The organism is Rhizobium sp. PL01 (assembly GCF_033447125.1).
Classification (GTDB): Bacteria; Pseudomonadota; Alphaproteobacteria; order Rhizobiales; family Rhizobiaceae; genus Pararhizobium.
Genome location: NZ_JAWQUM010000004.1, coordinates 353,263 through 369,628, shown reverse-complemented (window position 1 = coordinate 369,628; position 16,366 = coordinate 353,263). Strand labels below are relative to the sequence as shown.

At 59.9% G+C, this 16,366-nt stretch carries 15 protein-coding genes; 5 read left to right on the top strand and 10 right to left on the bottom strand.

Annotation, left to right across the window (positions count from 1 at the left end; translation table 11 throughout):
• Nucleotides 1-42: 42 nt before the first annotated feature.
• Nucleotides 43-1,233: a hypothetical protein gene (locus R6X40_RS12215; protein ID WP_318413910.1), complete on the top strand. Its 1,191-nt coding sequence runs from the start codon at nucleotides 43-45 to the stop codon at nucleotides 1,231-1,233.
• A 9-nt stretch (nucleotides 1,234-1,242) separates the two neighbouring features.
• On the opposite strand, the gene R6X40_RS12210 is transcribed toward R6X40_RS12215, so the two are convergent.
• Both R6X40_RS12210 and R6X40_RS12205 read right to left on the bottom strand, forming a co-directional pair.
• Nucleotides 1,243-2,064, bottom strand: a complete 822-nt coding sequence (locus R6X40_RS12210; RefSeq protein ID WP_318413908.1) for an RNA methyltransferase — start codon at nucleotides 2,062-2,064, stop codon at nucleotides 1,243-1,245.
• A gap of 12 nt (nucleotides 2,065-2,076) precedes the next feature.
• On the bottom strand, nucleotides 2,077-2,460 hold the full coding sequence (locus tag R6X40_RS12205; protein WP_318413907.1) for a hypothetical protein: 384 nt from the start codon (nucleotides 2,458-2,460) through the stop codon (nucleotides 2,077-2,079).
• Nucleotides 2,461-2,491: 31 nt separating this feature from the next.
• Here R6X40_RS12205 and R6X40_RS12200 point away from each other — a divergent pair, with 31 nt between their 5' ends.
• The 3 genes from R6X40_RS12200 (at nucleotide 2,492) to rpoH (ending at nucleotide 5,085) form a co-directional block, all read left to right on the top strand.
• On the top strand, nucleotides 2,492-3,514 hold the full coding sequence (locus R6X40_RS12200) for an RluA family pseudouridine synthase (RefSeq protein ID WP_318413906.1): 1,023 nt from the start codon (nucleotides 2,492-2,494) through the stop codon (nucleotides 3,512-3,514).
• Between the two features lie 160 nt (nucleotides 3,515-3,674).
• The gene (locus R6X40_RS12195; RefSeq protein WP_318413904.1) at nucleotides 3,675-3,932 is read left to right on the top strand and encodes a DUF2171 domain-containing protein; all 258 of its coding nucleotides are present in this window, start codon (nucleotides 3,675-3,677) and stop codon (nucleotides 3,930-3,932) included.
• Between the two features lie 247 nt (nucleotides 3,933-4,179).
• Nucleotides 4,180-5,085, top strand: a complete 906-nt coding sequence (gene rpoH / locus R6X40_RS12190) for an RNA polymerase sigma factor RpoH (RefSeq protein WP_318413902.1) — start codon at nucleotides 4,180-4,182, stop codon at nucleotides 5,083-5,085.
• Between the two features lie 75 nt (nucleotides 5,086-5,160).
• Here the strand turns inward: rpoH and R6X40_RS12185 are convergent, their stop codons facing one another.
• From R6X40_RS12185 to R6X40_RS12175, 3 genes are all read right to left on the bottom strand, one after another.
• Nucleotides 5,161-7,491, bottom strand: a complete 2,331-nt coding sequence (locus R6X40_RS12185) for a hypothetical protein (RefSeq protein WP_318413900.1) — start codon at nucleotides 7,489-7,491, stop codon at nucleotides 5,161-5,163.
• A gap of 62 nt (nucleotides 7,492-7,553) precedes the next feature.
• Complete coding sequence (locus tag R6X40_RS12180) at nucleotides 7,554-8,852, bottom strand: adenylosuccinate synthase (RefSeq protein WP_318413898.1); 1,299 nt, start codon at nucleotides 8,850-8,852, stop codon at nucleotides 7,554-7,556.
• Between the two features lie 270 nt (nucleotides 8,853-9,122).
• A complete protein-coding gene (locus R6X40_RS12175) occupies nucleotides 9,123-9,800 on the bottom strand; it encodes a hypothetical protein (RefSeq protein ID WP_318413897.1) in 678 nt (225 codons plus the stop codon).
• Nucleotides 9,801-10,004: 204 nt separating this feature from the next.
• On the opposite strand from R6X40_RS12175, the gene R6X40_RS12170 reads away from it, so the two are divergent.
• On the top strand, nucleotides 10,005-10,895 hold the full coding sequence (locus R6X40_RS12170; protein WP_318413895.1) for a DMT family transporter: 891 nt from the start codon (nucleotides 10,005-10,007) through the stop codon (nucleotides 10,893-10,895).
• A 13-nt stretch (nucleotides 10,896-10,908) separates the two neighbouring features.
• Here the strand turns inward: R6X40_RS12170 and R6X40_RS12165 are convergent, their stop codons facing one another.
• The 5 genes from R6X40_RS12165 to R6X40_RS12145 form a co-directional block, all read right to left on the bottom strand.
• Nucleotides 10,909-11,406 carry a GNAT family N-acetyltransferase gene (locus R6X40_RS12165; protein ID WP_318413893.1) on the bottom strand — a complete coding sequence of 166 codons (498 nt, stop codon included), beginning with the start codon at nucleotides 11,404-11,406 and terminating at the stop codon, nucleotides 10,909-10,911.
• 110 nt (nucleotides 11,407-11,516) lie between these two features.
• Complete coding sequence (serA, locus tag R6X40_RS12160) at nucleotides 11,517-13,112, bottom strand: phosphoglycerate dehydrogenase (protein WP_318413891.1); 1,596 nt, start codon at nucleotides 13,110-13,112, stop codon at nucleotides 11,517-11,519.
• A gap of 77 nt (nucleotides 13,113-13,189) precedes the next feature.
• A complete protein-coding gene (locus R6X40_RS12155; protein ID WP_318413889.1) occupies nucleotides 13,190-14,368 on the bottom strand; it encodes a phosphoserine transaminase in 1,179 nt (392 codons plus the stop codon).
• 153 nt (nucleotides 14,369-14,521) lie between these two features.
• On the bottom strand, nucleotides 14,522-15,328 hold the full coding sequence (locus R6X40_RS12150; RefSeq protein ID WP_318413888.1) for an outer membrane protein: 807 nt from the start codon (nucleotides 15,326-15,328) through the stop codon (nucleotides 14,522-14,524).
• A gap of 183 nt (nucleotides 15,329-15,511) precedes the next feature.
• On the bottom strand, nucleotides 15,512-16,333 hold the full coding sequence (locus R6X40_RS12145) for an outer membrane protein (protein ID WP_318413886.1): 822 nt from the start codon (nucleotides 16,331-16,333) through the stop codon (nucleotides 15,512-15,514).
• Between the last annotated feature and the right edge of the window lie 33 nt (nucleotides 16,334-16,366).

The following is a 16,366-nucleotide window of genomic DNA, read 5'->3' as shown; positions in this document are numbered from 1 at the left end:
ATAGCGTATCGCCGCGTGCTCTGAACTTGAAATGGCCAGCCCGTGATTGAATTCGCACTCCTGTTTGCTCTGGGTTTTCTCACCGCGGCTATGCTCGGCTTGCTGGTGGCGCCCGTCGTGCACCGGCGCATTGTCCGCTTTGCCGAGGAGCGGCTGACAGCAACGATGCCGCTATCGCCGCAGGAAGTTCGGGCGCAAAAGGACGCCGCTCGGGCTGGCTATGCGGCCGAAAATGCCAGAACCAGCCAGACGCTGAAACGCGAGCGCGACAAGAATGTTGCGCTTCTGCTGCAAAACGGTTCGACCCTGAAGGAAACCCAGCGCCTCGCCGGCGAAAACGCCGACCTGCATGCGCAACTTGCCGATATGAATGTCGAAGCGGCGGACCTGCGTTCCGCCGCCCGGCAGCTTGAGCAGAACATCGAGCGGCTAAAGGCGACACTTGCCGATGTCGAGCGCGACAGCGTCAAAAAGGACATCGACATCAAAACCCTGAACAGGCAGGTGGATCACCTGTCCGGCGATATGGACAGCCTGAAAATCGATGTCGCAGCCCATGATGCAGAAGCGGAAAACCTGAAGAGCCGTATTTCAGGCCTGAAGGATGAGCGCGAAATCATGCGCAACGACCTGAAAGCCGAAAGCACCAAGGCGCGGGAACTGGAGGTTCGGCTTGCGCGTGACGAAACCCGCCTGAAGCAGTTCGAAACCAAACTCGCCCGGGAAATGGCCACCAATGCCGACAAGGACAGTTTTCTTGAGCGCCGGGGCAGCGAGATCGAGCGTTTGAAGGCCAAGGTGAGGGACACGGGCACAGACTTGCGCGATGCCTCAAAAGCGCTGCGGGCTGCAGGTTTGACAATGCCCGTCCGCCGGGAAAAGAAACCCGCGGTAACGGATCCGGCAGCGGCCGGACCGGAACAGACTGAAACACAGGATAACGTTATGTCGCCAGTAGCAGCCATCGATCTGACCGTACCGGCCGACTATGCCCGCAATCGGGCCACAGCACTGTCTGACCAATTGACCAACTCGACGTCAACCACGCATGATGATGCCTTGCGCGAGGAAATTGCCGATATCGCGGCAACCATGGTGGCTTTGACTGCGGCCAAGGAAGGCCAGGGATCGCCGATACCCTCGCTTCTCTCAGTGACAGGCAAGCAATCCGCTACCACAGACAAAAGCCTCGCGGCCCGCGCCCGCGACATGCTGCCGCCGGAACAACAATAAGCTCTGGCCTCAGATAAAGCCGTTGATCATCGCCACCTGATGCAGCGCGATGCCTGTGGCGGTGGCGACGTTCAGGCTGTCGAGGCCCGGCCGCTGGCGAATGCTGGCGGTGTGGATCGATGCCATGATGTTTTCGGGCAGCCCCTCGCCTTCTGTCCCGGCAAGAAGCACCGTGCGCGGCGACGGTGGAATATCGTGCAGATCAGTCTTGCCGCGTGGCGATAGTCCCCAGATCGCAAAGCCTTCCGCCTGCAGCCGCCCGACAAGCGCCGTGACCGACCCTTCGCGGGCAAAGGGTACGCTCAGCACCGAGCCGACGGAGACCCGGATCGCCTTGCGGTACATCGGGTCACAGCTGGTCTCATCCATCAGGATGGCATCGACACCGAAGGCCGCAGCGTTGCGGAACATCGAGCCCATATTGTCATGGTTGGAAATACCGCAGGCGGCGAGAACCAGGCTATTTTCGGGAAGGCTGGTGACGAGCGCATCCAGACTGGGCGCAGATTGGCGTTTGCCGAGCGCCAGCACGCCACGGTGCATGTTGAAACCGGCTATGGCATCGAACACCGGAGCACTGGCAACATAGACCGGAATGCCCGCCGGGAAGTCGGCGAGGATGCCGCTGATACCATCGACGCGGTTTTCAAGCAGCAGGATGGCTTCAGCCTCGATGCCACGCCCGGCGCGATGGGCGGCCGCCAGCATCCGCAGTACGACCGTGCCCTCGGCTATGAACCGGCCATGGCGGCCCGTCAGGTCACGCTCCTTGATCGAGACGAAGCCGGCGATGCGTGGATCAGCCGGATCGTCAATGCGAAGCGGGGTCACGGCTGAGCCTTCTCAGTTGGTCTTGACGGAGACATCCGCAACGATGCGGCCGGCAGCGATATCGAAGACGATTGCCTTGCGATCTCCACCGGCAACCGCCCCGTAGAACAGGATCTGGCCGCCCGACAATGCAACATCGGAGACTTCGAACCCGGCAGGCAACGCAGCAATTGCCGTAACCGGCGCCTCACCCGGCACAGTGACAGAGACGCTTTGCGCCACATCAGCCTTGCCCGGACGTGTAACCTTGTAGACAATCGCTGAAAGCACGACCATAAGCATCACCAACATGACACCGGCCGAGACCAGCTGCAGCTTGACCATTTTGCGGCGCACGTTCTCCATCACCGGATCGAGCGGCTTGTCTTCCTGTTCGACTGGTTTCTGATTGGACATGGCTGGCCTTACCTGCGGAAATGGAACGAGAATGAACGACCCCTTTAAACAAGCCTCGGCGATTAGGAAAGTCCTCACGGCAAATGAGGACGCGGCGGGACGCATGGACGCGTATCTGACAGAGGCGCTGGGCGGCGAGTTTTCCCGCAACCGCATCAAGAGCCTGATCGAACAGGGCGAGGTCTCCGTCAACGGCAAGACAGTCAAGGAGGCCAAGAAAAAGGTGCAGCCCGGCGACGTCTTCGAGATCGGCATGCCCGAGGCGGAAGACCCCGAACCTAAGGGCGAGAACATCCCGCTCGACGTGCTCTATGAGGACGATGACCTGATCGTGCTGGTCAAGCCGCCGGGCCTGGTCGTTCATCCCGGTGCCGGCAACTGGACGGGTACGCTGGTCAACGCGCTGATCCATCATTGCGGCGCAAGCCTGTCAGGCATCGGCGGCGTCAAGCGCCCTGGCATCGTCCACCGGCTCGACAAGGACACCAGCGGTGTCATGGTGGTCGCCAAGAACGATATCGCCCATCGCCACCTCTCCGACCAGTTCGCCGACCACGGCCGAACCGGTCCTCTGGAGCGCGCCTATATGGCCATCGTCTGGGGCCGCCCACGCGGGCTGAAGGGCACGATCGACGCGCCGCTCGGGCGAGCCGGAGACAGGATCAAGCGCGCCGTCAAGCAGGAAGGGGCCGATGACGCCCGTGAAGCGATCACCCACTATCAGGTCGTCGAGCGCTATCTCGAAAAGCCGGACTCCACAGCGCTCGCAGCGATGGTCCGATGCAATCTCGAAACCGGCCGCACCCATCAGATCCGTGTCCACATGGCCTATATCGGTCATCCGCTGATCGGCGATCCCGATTACGGCGCCGCCTTCAAGACAAAAGCAAATCTGCTACCGGACGCGGCAAAGGCGGTCGTCAATCGTTTCCCGCGCCAGGCTCTGCATGCGTTCATGCTGGCGTTCGAGCACCCGACCACCGGCAAGACCATGCATTTCGAATCGCCGGTTCCCGACGACATGCAGGAACTGGTCGAAGCATTGCGTGGCTGATACGGCATCTTAGCGATCCGCTCTCAAGGCGAGTGGCGCGCCAAAAGTGCCGAGCGCCTGAGACCGAATTGTCGATCAGGCGCCAGACGGTTTTTGGTGCCAGTGTGCATCCTTTTATGCTCTGGCGCGTTGTCAGCGAGCAGTAACAAGGAGAAGCGCGATGATTGATGCCACACAGATCAAGGAACATGCCGAAATCATCAGTGCCGACGGCCTTCATGTCGGTACCGTCGATCACGTCGAAGGCGACCGCATCAAGATGACCAAGAAGGACAGTGGCTCCGGTCACGAGGGCCACCACCACTTTATCGCTCTTGAACTGGTCGCAAGCGTCGATGACAATCGTGTGCGCCTGAGCGCCAATGGCGACGTCGCCGTGATGTTCGAGGAAGAACAGGACAACTCGCCGATCCATTGATAGGCACGCACCAATCAAACTTACAAAATGTTACAAATGACCGGTTCCGCCCTTGATATTTCGGGGGCGGACACAATTTACAGGCTGTAACCCAACTGGAGCATGCGCTTCTCTGGCTTCACGTCTCTGTGAAACCGGAGTTCTTGAATCATGCTTTCGCCGCACTTATCTATGAGGATGTGGGGTCGGATAGACCCACATGCCCGGCCTGCCAAAAGGAGGCCGGAACGCGAAAGGGGGGTGCATCATGGCCCGCAGTACGTTGCCGTCAATTACCGCCGGAGAAGGCGGTCTTAACCGCTATCTCGATGAAATCCGCAAGTTTCCCATGCTTGAGCCGCAGGAAGAGTACATGCTCGCCAAGCGGTACCAGGAGCATGACGACCGCAAGGCAGCCCATCAGCTCGTGACCAGCCATCTGCGCCTCGTGGCGAAGATTGCCATGGGCTATCGCGGCTACGGCCTGCCGATCGGTGAAGTCGTATCCGAGGGCAATGTCGGCCTGATGCAGGCCGTCAAGAAATTTGACCCGGAGCGCGGCTTCCGTTTGGCCACCTATGCGATGTGGTGGATCAAGGCTTCGATCCAGGAATATATCCTGCGCTCGTGGTCACTGGTGAAAATGGGTACGACCGCCAATCAGAAGCGGCTGTTCTTCAACCTGCGCCGCCTCAAGGGCAAGATTCAAGCACTCGATGAGGGTGACCTGAAGCCCGACCAGGTTGCGCATATCGCTACAACCCTGAAAGTGTCCGAAGCCGAAGTGATTTCGATGAACCAGCGCCTCTCCGGAGACGCTTCGCTGAACGCGCCGATCAAGGCGGGCGAAGGCGAATCCGGTCAGTGGCAGGATTGGCTCGTTGATGATCACGACAATCAGGAACAAATCCTGATCGAACAGGACGAACTGGAAAACCGCCGCAGCCTTCTGTCGAGCGCGATGAACGTGTTGAACGACCGCGAGCGCCGCATCTTCGAGGCCCGCCGCCTGACGGAAGATCCGGTGACGCTCGAGGATCTGTCGACCGAGTTCGACATCAGCCGCGAACGCGTTCGCCAGATCGAGGTCCGCGCCTTCGAAAAGGTCCAGGACGCTGTGCGCAAGGCGGCACAGGATCGCCAGAATGCGCTTCGGGTCGTTGAAGACGCCTGAGACCGGCGATGACTGAACAAACAAAAACCCGGCTGGATCGCTCCAGCCGGGTTTCTTTTTGCGTTTGCAACAGAATTACTGACCAGCCGGGTCAGGCTTTACAGCGAGGCTCCAGGCCTGCATGGCCTTGGTGAAGGCCTCGGTGCCAGCGGCCCCCTTCTCCAGCGTCAACAGCGCGCGGCGGCCGTTGCGATAGGTCAATGGAATGTCCATCCAGCCGCGCGTGCGCAGAAGCTCGGTATTCGTCGCGACTGCCTCGGGGAAGTCGTTCAGCGCGATCATGTGGAAATCTTCGGTGATCTTGGCCGGAACCGCGATCAACGCATCGCCACGATCCTGTTCATTGCGCTTCATCGAAACGCGCTGGACGCTATCGATGCTGCCGCCTTCGAAATTCTCCGGCAACGAGAAGACGAACTCGATCACATGGCTGGCCGGCAGCGACGGATCGGCATTGCGCTTGATCGTCATGAGAGCCGTCAGGCCGCGCTCGGGAACATTGATCTGTGCCTGAACGACCGGTTCCGGCTTGGCATCGCCACCGGGGGATTCTTCCTTGACCGACCAGGCGACATTGCCCTCGATCGCCGTTGGCGCAGACTGGCCTAACCGCTCCTCATAGAGGAACATTTTCTGGGCCCCAGCTGGCACCTGCTGCGTTGCCGGATTTGCTGCTGCCTGCTGGCCGGGAACCGGCTGGGCAGGCTGCCCTTCAGTCGCTGCCTGGGCGGCCGGAGTGGTTGCCGTCGCCTGAGCGGTATCGACCGGCTTGCCGGCCTCCGTCTGCGCAGCCACCGACTTGCCTTCCACGGTCGCATTCGCGCCCGCGGGTGCCGTCGCCGGACCAGGATCGATCTCAGTACCGTCCTGTTGCAGGCGCTGCGTAAACTTGTTGCTGCTTTCGACGGCCGCGACGTCAGTATTTGCCGGCGTCTGCGTCTGGTTGTTCGTTTCCGGCGCAGTCAGGTCCTTTTTGCCCTCTTCAGGCACGGATGCTTCCGGCGTGGTCTGGCCCGGTAGCTTGGCAGCAACGGACGCCACGACGCCGGAGATCCACGAATTCACCGCTGTCTGATTTTGCCAATAGGCATAACCACCGCCGCCCACGATCAGCGCAAGTACTGCGGTAAGCCCGATAACCTTCACATTCAAGCGCGAGCGCTTCGGCTCCACCCGATAGGAAACCGGCCGCGCCGGCACTTCGACGTCCTCACCGACACCAGCTGAAGCCTTGCTTGCCTGTGATGCGGCGGCGGCACCAACGGCTGCAGCCGTGCCGCCATGCGCCAGAAGCTCGTCGATATCACTCCAGCTGTCATTGGCAGCCTTTCGCTGATCAGGATCAGCGGCAGCCGTCTTTTCGACCGGCCAGGACCAATCGGCAATTGCGGGTTCAGACGTTTCGGCTGCTACGGTAGCGGGGGCCTGGGTAAAGGGATCGTTATCGTCCCAAGCCCAGGCTGTCGCAGCTTCGACTGGCGCCTGTTCCTTGGCAGCGATTTCGTCGTTCAACGGTTTTACCGTCTCGACGGGCTCGTAATGCGTCAAGTCGGGGATTTCATCGGTAACAGGTGCTGCTTCCGCAGCCTCTGTCCAGACCGGCTCACTGTGGGCGGTCGCTGGAACCGGATCGTTCCATTCCGGCAGTTCCCACTCAGCGGAAGCTGCGGGCGCGGGTTTCTCTTCGGCTGGCTCGGCAGGCAATTCAACGGCCGGCTCGGCGAACACTTCCGGTTCTGGTGCAGTTTCCGGGACGTGAACCGTTTCCTCAACCGCCGCGACGCGCTGGTCCTGGGGCTCGAAAGCCGCAGGCGCCGGATACTCCGGCTCAGCAACAGGCTCGTGGCGATAGTCTTCCGGCTCTTCCGAATGGACCGGCTCGACCGGGGCACTGTGCTCTACAACAGCCACTGGGGTTTCAGCCTCGACCACTTCAGGTTCTGGCTGAGGAGCGACATAATAGTCCTCCACCGGTGGCTCGACGACCGCAACCGGCACAACGGCCACAACGGGTTCGGGCAGTTCCACCGGCGCTACGACTGGCTGCGGTTCGACTACAGGCTCTGGCCGCTTTTCCTCGGCGGCGTCCGCTTCGGGCTCCTGCACCTCCGCAACTGGTGGCATGCCGGCGCGGTCTTCGACTTCAACCGCTTCAGCGACCGAATCATCGTGCGGTTCGTCTATCGGGGGAAGCGCCTCGGCATGATCGTCCTCGACCTCGTTGATCGCCGCCTCGAGTTTGACCATCTGGCGTTCGATCATCTCGTCCGAGGGACGAGGCTTCATGCTTTCAAGCTGACGGCGGACGGCGCCGCGGGCCTTGTCATAGACCTTGGCCCGCATTTCGGGAACATTGTCCGACAGACCATCGACGGTCCTTCGAATAACTGCAACAAAATCCGCCATCAGAACTTTCTCATACCATCGGCGTGTTTACGCCAAACTCTTCCCTAGTCGTAAACGTGAGACTAGTCCTCAAATGGGTCCGTCACAAGTATGGTGTCGTCACGCTCCGGGCTGGTGGAAAGCAGGGCGACCGGCGCTCCGATCAGCTCTTCAACCTGACGCACATACTTGATCGCCTGGGCCGGAAGTTGTGCCCAGCTGCGAGCGCCCACAGTCGATTCTTTCCAGCCTTCCAGCGTGATGTAGCGCGGCTTCGCCTGGGCCTGCTGTGCCTGACTTGCTGGGAGATGATCGATATCGACACCGTCCAGAGTATAGCCAACGCAGATCTTCAACTCGTCGAGACCGTCGAGCACGTCGAGCTTGGTCAGTGCGATACCGGTGATGCCGTTGGTAGCAACAGACTGGCGCACGAGAGCGGCGTCAAACCAGCCGCAGCGGCGCTTGCGGCCGGTCACGGTGCCGAATTCATGGCCCTTTTCGCCAAGAAACTGGCCGATTTCATCGTGCAGTTCGGTCGGGAACGGGCCTTCGCCAACGCGGGTCGTGTAGGCCTTGGTGATGCCGAGGATATAGCCGAGCGCTCCCGGGCCCATGCCGGAGCCTGCAGCAGCCTGACCAGCAACGGTGTTGGACGAGGTCACGAAAGGATAGGTGCCGTGATCGATATCGAGCAGCGTGCCTTGCGCACCTTCGAACAGGATGCGGGCGCCCTTGCGGCGATGACGATCGAGCAGAAGCCAGACGGTTTCCATGAAGGGCAGAACGCGGGCAGCAATCGAGGACAGCTCAGTCATGATCGCTTCATGGCTCACTTCGGCTTCGCCAAGACCACGGCGCAGCGCATTGTGATGGGTGAGCAGGCGATCGATCTTGGCCGGCAACGTCTCGAGATCGGCGAGATCCATGACGCGGATGGCGCGGCGGCCGACCTTGTCTTCATAGGCCGGGCCGATACCACGGCGCGTCGTGCCGATCTTGGTGCCGCTGTTGGACGCAGCATCCTCGCGGATGCCGTCCAGCTCGCGATGCAGCGACAGGATCAGCGTGGCGTTGTCGGCGATGCGCAGGTTTTCCGGCGTAATGGTGACGCCCTGCTTGTCGAGCTTCTCGATTTCCGAAATCAGCGCATGCGGGTCGATGACCACACCATTGCCGATGACGGCGAGCTTGCCCGGGCGCACGACGCCGGATGGCAGAAGGGAAAGCTTGTAGCTGGTGCCGTCGATGACGAGGGTATGGCCGGCATTGTGCCCGCCCTGAAAGCGCACGACCACGTCGGCCCGCTCTGAGAGCCAGTCGACAATCTTGCCCTTGCCTTCGTCACCCCATTGAGATCCGACCACCACGACATTCGTCATTTCAGTTTTCCTGTTTCCACGCGCCTGTGATTGCGCTGTCTTCAAACCCGCGCATCTATACTGTTTTGTTTTTTGGAAAGCGACCCTGTTTAGGCCGGGATTCCGGGTTTTTGCATGGTAAAGACGGCATTTAGTCCTCAGGCTTAGCGTCCAGACGCTGTTTCACAAGACGGAATTAGCCGTGGATACTGCCGGAACGGCGCGGATCTGCCGAATATTCATGCCGATGGTACACCCATCGCGAGTGCACAGACAAGGGCCGGAAGCCCCTCAAGCACCGCCACACATATGCTGCGAGTCCGCCAGCGTCCAGGTTCCGCCGGTCCTCTTGTTGGTGGTCATGTAAACCCGCCCCCTGTCATCGCCGGCGGGACAATGGTGTGGGATTGAGATGAGGCACATGACGACCTCGTCTTTCGGCCGTGACGCGATCAACGCCTCGTCCCGCTCATAGGACACCTGATATCCGTCATTGGAGAATTCAACACCGGTCCCGGCGTCGAAGTCGTCACCGATGCGGGGATGCACTTCCAGCACTTGGGTGAGGACGCACTGCCCGACCTTTTCGGGTACAGATATCGATATCCCAACATGGCCATTGGCGATGGTTTCGGCGGTGATATCCTTTGGAATATCAACGGTGGCACCACGGTCACTGTAGCCATCAAGCGCACCGAGATAGGTGCTGAGAATACAGGCCCGGTCGGCGCCGCAGGCATGCCTGTCTGCCAGGAAATCCCGCGCCATGCGCGGCACGTTCTCATCTGGCGATGCCGCTTTCGCCTCCAGATAGGCAGGCTGCAGCAGCTTGTCCAATTGAGATAGTTGCGGAACATCGCAGACGATATGCTCATCAACCGCGGACGCTTTGGCACAGTCAAAACCGGCCGCAGACGCGAACATGCTGGAGAGCAACGTGAAGACAAGTGCCACGAGGATTTGCGTCATCAGATCCCTCCCATAGTCCAAACACAACCTGTCATGCTGTCCTTGTGGGGACAAGACCACCCACGGCCAATAATGCGGGCTTGCGTTCTGCTATCCGGATTGATTCAATGCACGGATGAAAGCTGCGTCGGCAAAAGCCGATACGGCAGCCTCCGTTTTTTACCGCCATCGCCATAGCTGCCATGCTTTGCCCTAGGGAACACCGTGCCCGTCAATCTGCAAGCCTATATCATTCTTTGCATCACCACCCTGATCTGGGGTGGGAATTCCGTCGCCGGGAAAATGGCGGTCGGCCATGTCAGCCCGATGATGCTGACCGGCATGCGTTGGGTGATCGCCTGCGCCGTACTGCTCATTTTTGCAGCCCCGCAGGTTCGCCGCGATTTTCCGGTGATCCGCAAAAACTGGTTGATCCTGCTCGGCTATGGTACCGTCGGTTTCACCGCTTTCAATGCTTTCCTCTATTCAGCGCTACAGTTTACCAGCGCCATCAATGCCGTCATCGAACAGGCCGGCATCCCGATGGTGATCTTCGTGATGAACTACGTGCTGTTCCGTACCGCATTTTCCATGGCACAGATTGCCGGCTTTACGTTGACGCTGTTCGGCGTTGCGTTGACGGCGTCGCATGGCGATCTCACCACCCTTCTCTCGCTCGATCTCAACCAGGGCGACGCGCTGATGATGGCGGCGGTCCTCGTCTATGCCGGCTATACGGTGGCATTGCGCTGGAAGCCGGAAATCCATTGGAAAAGCCTGATCGCGATCTCCGCCTTTGGCGCGCTTGTCAGCAGCATTCCGCTGGTCATCTGGGAGTTTTCCACTGGCCGGATGATCTGGCCCGACACGCAAGGCTGGGTCATCGTCGCCTATGCCGGCCTCCTGCCCTCCCTCGTTTCGCAGATTCTCTATGTGCGCGGCGTCGAGCTGATCGGCCCCAACCGGGCCGGCCTGTTCATCAACACCATTCCGATCTTCGGAACATTGCTGTCCATCGCGCTGATCGGCGAGGCGTTGCAAACCTTCCACATCGTCGCATTGGCACTGGTGCTGGGCGGCATTGCTGTCGCCGAAAAGGGGCGCCCGAAGATTTGACACGGGGGTGCGGTCAGAGAGGCCGCTCCATATAGACAGCGCCCTCGCCATAAATGACGAGGCGTTCTTCAAGCGCCTGCACGGACACCGGGCCGAAACCAAACCGGCGCCAGAAAATATCCGCGCCGCCCACAGCAATCAGCGCCATCGTGGTAAAACCCGCATTTCGGGCAAGGTCAGTTACCGCTTCGATCATGGCGCCTGCAGCGCCGCGTCCGCGTATCTCTGGCAGCACCGATAAGTCGTGAACATAGTAGGCGTCGCAGTCCGGGGATATGGAGCCGATCAAGGTATCGAGCGGCGGCGGGGCGGGACGATGAAAGGGGTGGGAAACCAAGTATCCCTTGATATCGCCGTCTTCCTCCACGACGAAAAATCCATCCGAATAGAGCCTCAACCGCTCTGCGAAAGTGGCCTTGGCCTCCTGGAAAGCGGGAAAGACGACCGCCTGAACAGTCAAGACGCCGTCGAGATCGTTCAAACCGGCCTTGCGAAACGTGAAACTGGCCATGGGCATGACTCAAGACCTATAGGCTGCTGACGACAAATGCGGAAATGCACAAGGGACATGCCGCGTTTGACGCGCGGCATGTCCCTTGAATGGCTGACGGCTTGAGACCGTTAGTCGACGTTGAACACCAGCGGCTTGGCGGCCCGGATGGCCGGGTTGGCGCGCAGCTTGTCGAGCACGTCTTCAGATACTGCGCCATCGACGTAGAGCAGTGCGATGGCATCGGCGCCGGCGTTGTGGCGGCCGAGCTGGAAGTTGGCGATGTTGACACCCGCATCACCCAGCGTCATGCCGATGAAACCGATCATGCCGGGAACGTCGGTATTGGTGATGTAGACCATGTGGTTGCCGACATCGGCGTCAAGGTTGATGTCCTTGATCTGGATGAAACGCGGCTTGCCGTCGGAGAATACTGTACCGGCGACCGAACGCGTCTGGTTCGCTGTCGTCACCGTCAACTTGATGTAGCCATCGAATACGCCCGACTTGTCGCGCTTGACCTCGGACAGGATAATGCCCTTTTCCTTGATCATCACAGGCGCCGAAACCATGTTGACGTCGGAAACCTGGCTGCGGATGATGCCAGCCAAGGCAGCGCTGGTCAGCGCCTTGGTGTTCATTCCCGCGGTCGATCCATCGTAGAGGATCTCGATTTCCTTGATCGCGCTTTCCGTCACCTGACCGACGAAGGCACCGAGAACATCGGCAAGCCGGATGAAGGGCTTCAGGAGCGGTGCTTCCTCAGCTGTGATCGACGGCATGTTGATGGCGTTGGAGACGGCACCCTTGACCAGATAATCCGACATCTGCTCGGCCACCTGCAGGGCAACATTCTCCTGCGCTTCCGTGGTGGAGGCGCCCAGATGCGGCGTGCAGACGACGTTCGGCAGGCCGAACAGCGGGCTTTCCGTCGCAGGCTCAACCTCGAACACGTCGAAACCGGCACCGGCGACATGGCCGGACTTGATCGCATCGGCAAGCGCCTGCTCATCGACCAAACCACCACGGGCGCAGTTGATGATGCGGACTCCGGGCTTGGTCTTTGCCAGAGCTTCGCGATTGAGGATGCCACGTGTCTTGTCGGTCATCGGCACGTGCAGGGTGATGAAATCGGCCTGGGCAAGCAACTCGTCCAGCTCGACCTTGGTGACGCCCATTTCTTCAGCCCGTTCCTTCGACAGGAAGGGGTCGTAGGCAAGCACATGCATCCTCAGACCGATAGCACGCGAGCAGACGATGCCGCCTATATTGCCGGCACCGATGACGCCAAGCGTCTTGCCGGTGATTTCGACGCCCATGAATTTCGACTTTTCCCACTTGCCGGCCTGGGTCGACGTATCGGCCTGCGGCAGCTGGCGGGCAACGGCAAACATCAGCGCAATCGCGTGTTCGGCCGTCGTGATCGAATTGCCGAACGGCGTGTTCATGACGATGATACCGCGGCGCGAGGCAGCCGGGATGTCGACATTGTCGACGCCGATGCCGGCGCGGCCGATGACCTTGAGGTTGGTCGCAGCAGCAATCAGCTTTTCGGTTGCCTTGGTGGCGGAGCGGATGGCGAGGCCATCATAGTTGCCGATGATCGCAGCAAGTTTTTCCTTGTCCTTGCCGAGCTGCGGCTGGAAATCGACTTCGACGCCGCGATCACGGAAAATCTGGACGGCAGTTTCCGACAGTTCATCGGATACGAGTACGCGAGGTGCCATGAGAGGCCTCCATTGGTTTCGTCAAAATTGAAAATGTGTGGGAGCGACCGCGCCCTGTTGGCGCGGTCAAAATCCGGTCAGGCAGCAGCCTGAGATAGCGTCGCCTTCTGGGTCGCAAAGGCCCAGTCGAACCAAGGCATCAACGCCTTGAGATCAGAGGTCTCAATCGTCGCACCGGCCCAGATACGGAAACCGGACGGCGCATCACGGTAAGCGCCGATATCGAGAGCAACGCCCTGCTTTTCGAGAAGGGCGACCATGCCCTTGGCAAAGGCATCTTGGCCCGCAGCATCAAGTGCAGAAACGTCCTTGTCTACGATCTTCAGGCAGACCGAGGTGTTGGACTGCGTTGCCGGATCGACGGCAAGATTGGCGATCCAGTCCGTCTTGGCGACGAAGTCATCGATGGCCTGCGCATTGGCATCGGCCCGGGCAATCAGCGCCGTGAGGCCACCGAGCGACTTTGCCCAGTTGAGCGCATCGATGTAATCTTCAACGCAAAGCATCGAGGGCGTGTTGATCGTTTCGCCCTGGAAGATGCCTTCGATGATCTTGCCGCCCTTGGTCATGCGGAAGATTTTTGGCAGCGGCCATGAAGGCTCATAGCTTTCCAGACGTTCGACAGCGCGTGGGCTGAGGATGAGAATACCGTGAGCACCCTCGCCGCCCAGAACCTTCTGCCAGGAGAAGGTGACGACATCGAGCTTGGCGAAATCAAGGTCCTGCGCAAACGCGGCGGATGTCGCATCGCAGATCGTCAGGCCCTTGCGGTCTGCGGGAATGAAATCGGCGTTGGCAACGCGGACGCCCGAGGTGGTGCCGTTCCAGGTGAAGACGACGTCGCGGTCGAAATCGACCTGGCTGAAATCGACAAGCTTGCCGTAATCGGCAACAAACTTGCGGGTGTCAGGAAGCTTCAGCTCCTTGACGAGATCGGAGACCCAGCCGGAGCCGAAGCTTTCCCAGGCAACCATGTCGACGCCACGCGGGCCGAGCAGCGACCAGAGCGCCATCTCGACGGCACCGGTGTCGGAAGCAGGTACGATACCGATGCGGTAGTCCGCCGGCACCTGAAGAATTTCGCGGGTGAGGTCGATCGCCTGCTTCAGCTTGCTCTTGCCAACCTTGGCACGGTGCGAGCGGCCCAGAGCCGCATCGGAGAGCGCATCAAGCGACCAACCGGGGCGCTTGGAGCAGGGACCAGAAGAAAAATGGGTGTTGACCGGACGCAATTCCGGTGTCGCAGGGGTCGTCATCAAAGCTATCCTTCCAGATAGAAAGCCTCTCGTTAGGGAGAGGTGGCCTGCCGCCGTGGATATTGCGGACAGGCCTGGAAGTCAAGATTGATGTGTCGTTTCTGAAAATATTTTTGGCGCAGGGAGCATTGCCGGATGCAGATGCCACTGTGCCTACCAGAGCGACCAGCGCAGACCGGCGCGGATTTCGTGACGGCCGAGACCGTCGTCGAGACCGTCGGTATCGCTGCCGTTGAACATGTCGCCATCGGTGATCTGTGAGTAGCGGTAGCCAACGTCAAGTTTCAGCTGCTCGGTCATGTTGTAGGAAAGGCCGGCCATCAGCGCATAGGTCAGGCGCCAGCTGCTTTCACCGTTAAAGGTCTGATCGACCGGTCCAGCACCGGAGCAACCTGCTAATCCGGGCACGCAACTGGTGCGCAACGCGACGTCGTTCCAGCGAAGCTGTGTCACGCCAAGACCGGCACCGACATAGGGGGTCAAGCCCGCCACCGTCGCCAGATCGACATAGCCATTCGCCATCAGGCCGATCGCCTTGTAGTCGGCATTGAGACCGCCGGCGCACGCGGTTCCCACAGATTCGCCGACGCACGGAATGTTCGCGCTGCCGCTTCCCCGAACGTCCCCTTCGAAATAGTCGCCGGTCAAATCGGCACGGAACATATCGTTGAACTGATAGCCGACGCCGAGTGTTCCGGAAAAGGGCTCGTCAAAATCATTGTCGAAGGACGCAGAGTTGGTGGTGCCGGTACCCGCATCGAACAGGCGCAGCGATGGGTCGCCACCGCGCGTCCATCCGGCATAACCGAGATCGCCGCGGAGGTAGAAGCCCTGGCCGACAGTTTCCATGGGCGAGATACTGACTTCCGGCGCTTCGAGAAGATCTGCCGCCATCGCCTGTCCAGCGGCAAACAGCAGGATCAGTGCAGATGCATTGAGGAGAGTGTGCCGCAACTTCATTGTGCTGTCCTTGGAAAAACGGTGACGGCGACAGTAATTGCTATCGCCCGTGTTTATGAACCTTCATCATCGCATCCTCCGGTTAACCTGAGGTTAAGCATGCTTCTTAACCATGCAGACCCGCAAAACCGAAAAGGCCGCCCGGAAACCGGACGGCCTTTTGAAACGAGAAGCGCGATACGCTTACTTGTAAACGATCGGCTCAGCCGGCGGCACGTAAGCTTCCGCGCAACCGCCGAAGGAGTAACGCAGACCGGCGCGGGCTTCATGGAGATACATGCCCTTGTCAGAACCCGGGCCGCTGTTTGCATTGTAGCCGAACATATCGCCACCAAGTACGTGACGGAAACGGTAGCCGACGTCAGCCTTGAGGTTACAAGTCAGGTCGATCGCCGTACCCGCCATCAGGGCGTAGGTGAAGCGCCACTTGCTGCTGCCTTCGTGTTCGAAGGTCGGATCGCAATTGGCCGGATTTCCGGTTTCGCAGCTTGTGTTTCGCAGCTTGTCCCACTTGACCTGCGTACCGCCGATACCGGCGCCGACGTAAGGGGTGAACGAACCGTAGGTGCCGATGTCAACATAGGCGTTGGCCATCAGGCTCCAGGCTGCAATCGCCGAAACATCGCGCGAGGTGCAGACGGCGGCAACACCGCAGCCGCCGGATGTCGAACCTTCGAAATCCGCATTGCCGAGATAATCGAGCGTGACGTCCGTACGCAGATAGTTGTTGATCTGGTAACCGACACCGACACCGGCCGTCCAGCTGTCATCGAGTTCCGCATCGTCGAAATCGCGAACATAGCGGCCCGGACCTTGATAGAAATTGGCACCACGGAGATTGGTGAAAGCATAGCCAACGTCACCGCGCAGATACCATCCACTGGCCTCAACCAATTGAACCGGCTCTGCAACGGGTTGCTCCATAGGCGGTTCATAAAGATCCGCGGCGAAGGTTGCGGTGCTGCCGAGCATAGCTGCAACAACGCCAATCAAGATAGTTTTCATGGCCACACTCCAATACTTCTTGCTGCCTGGTCG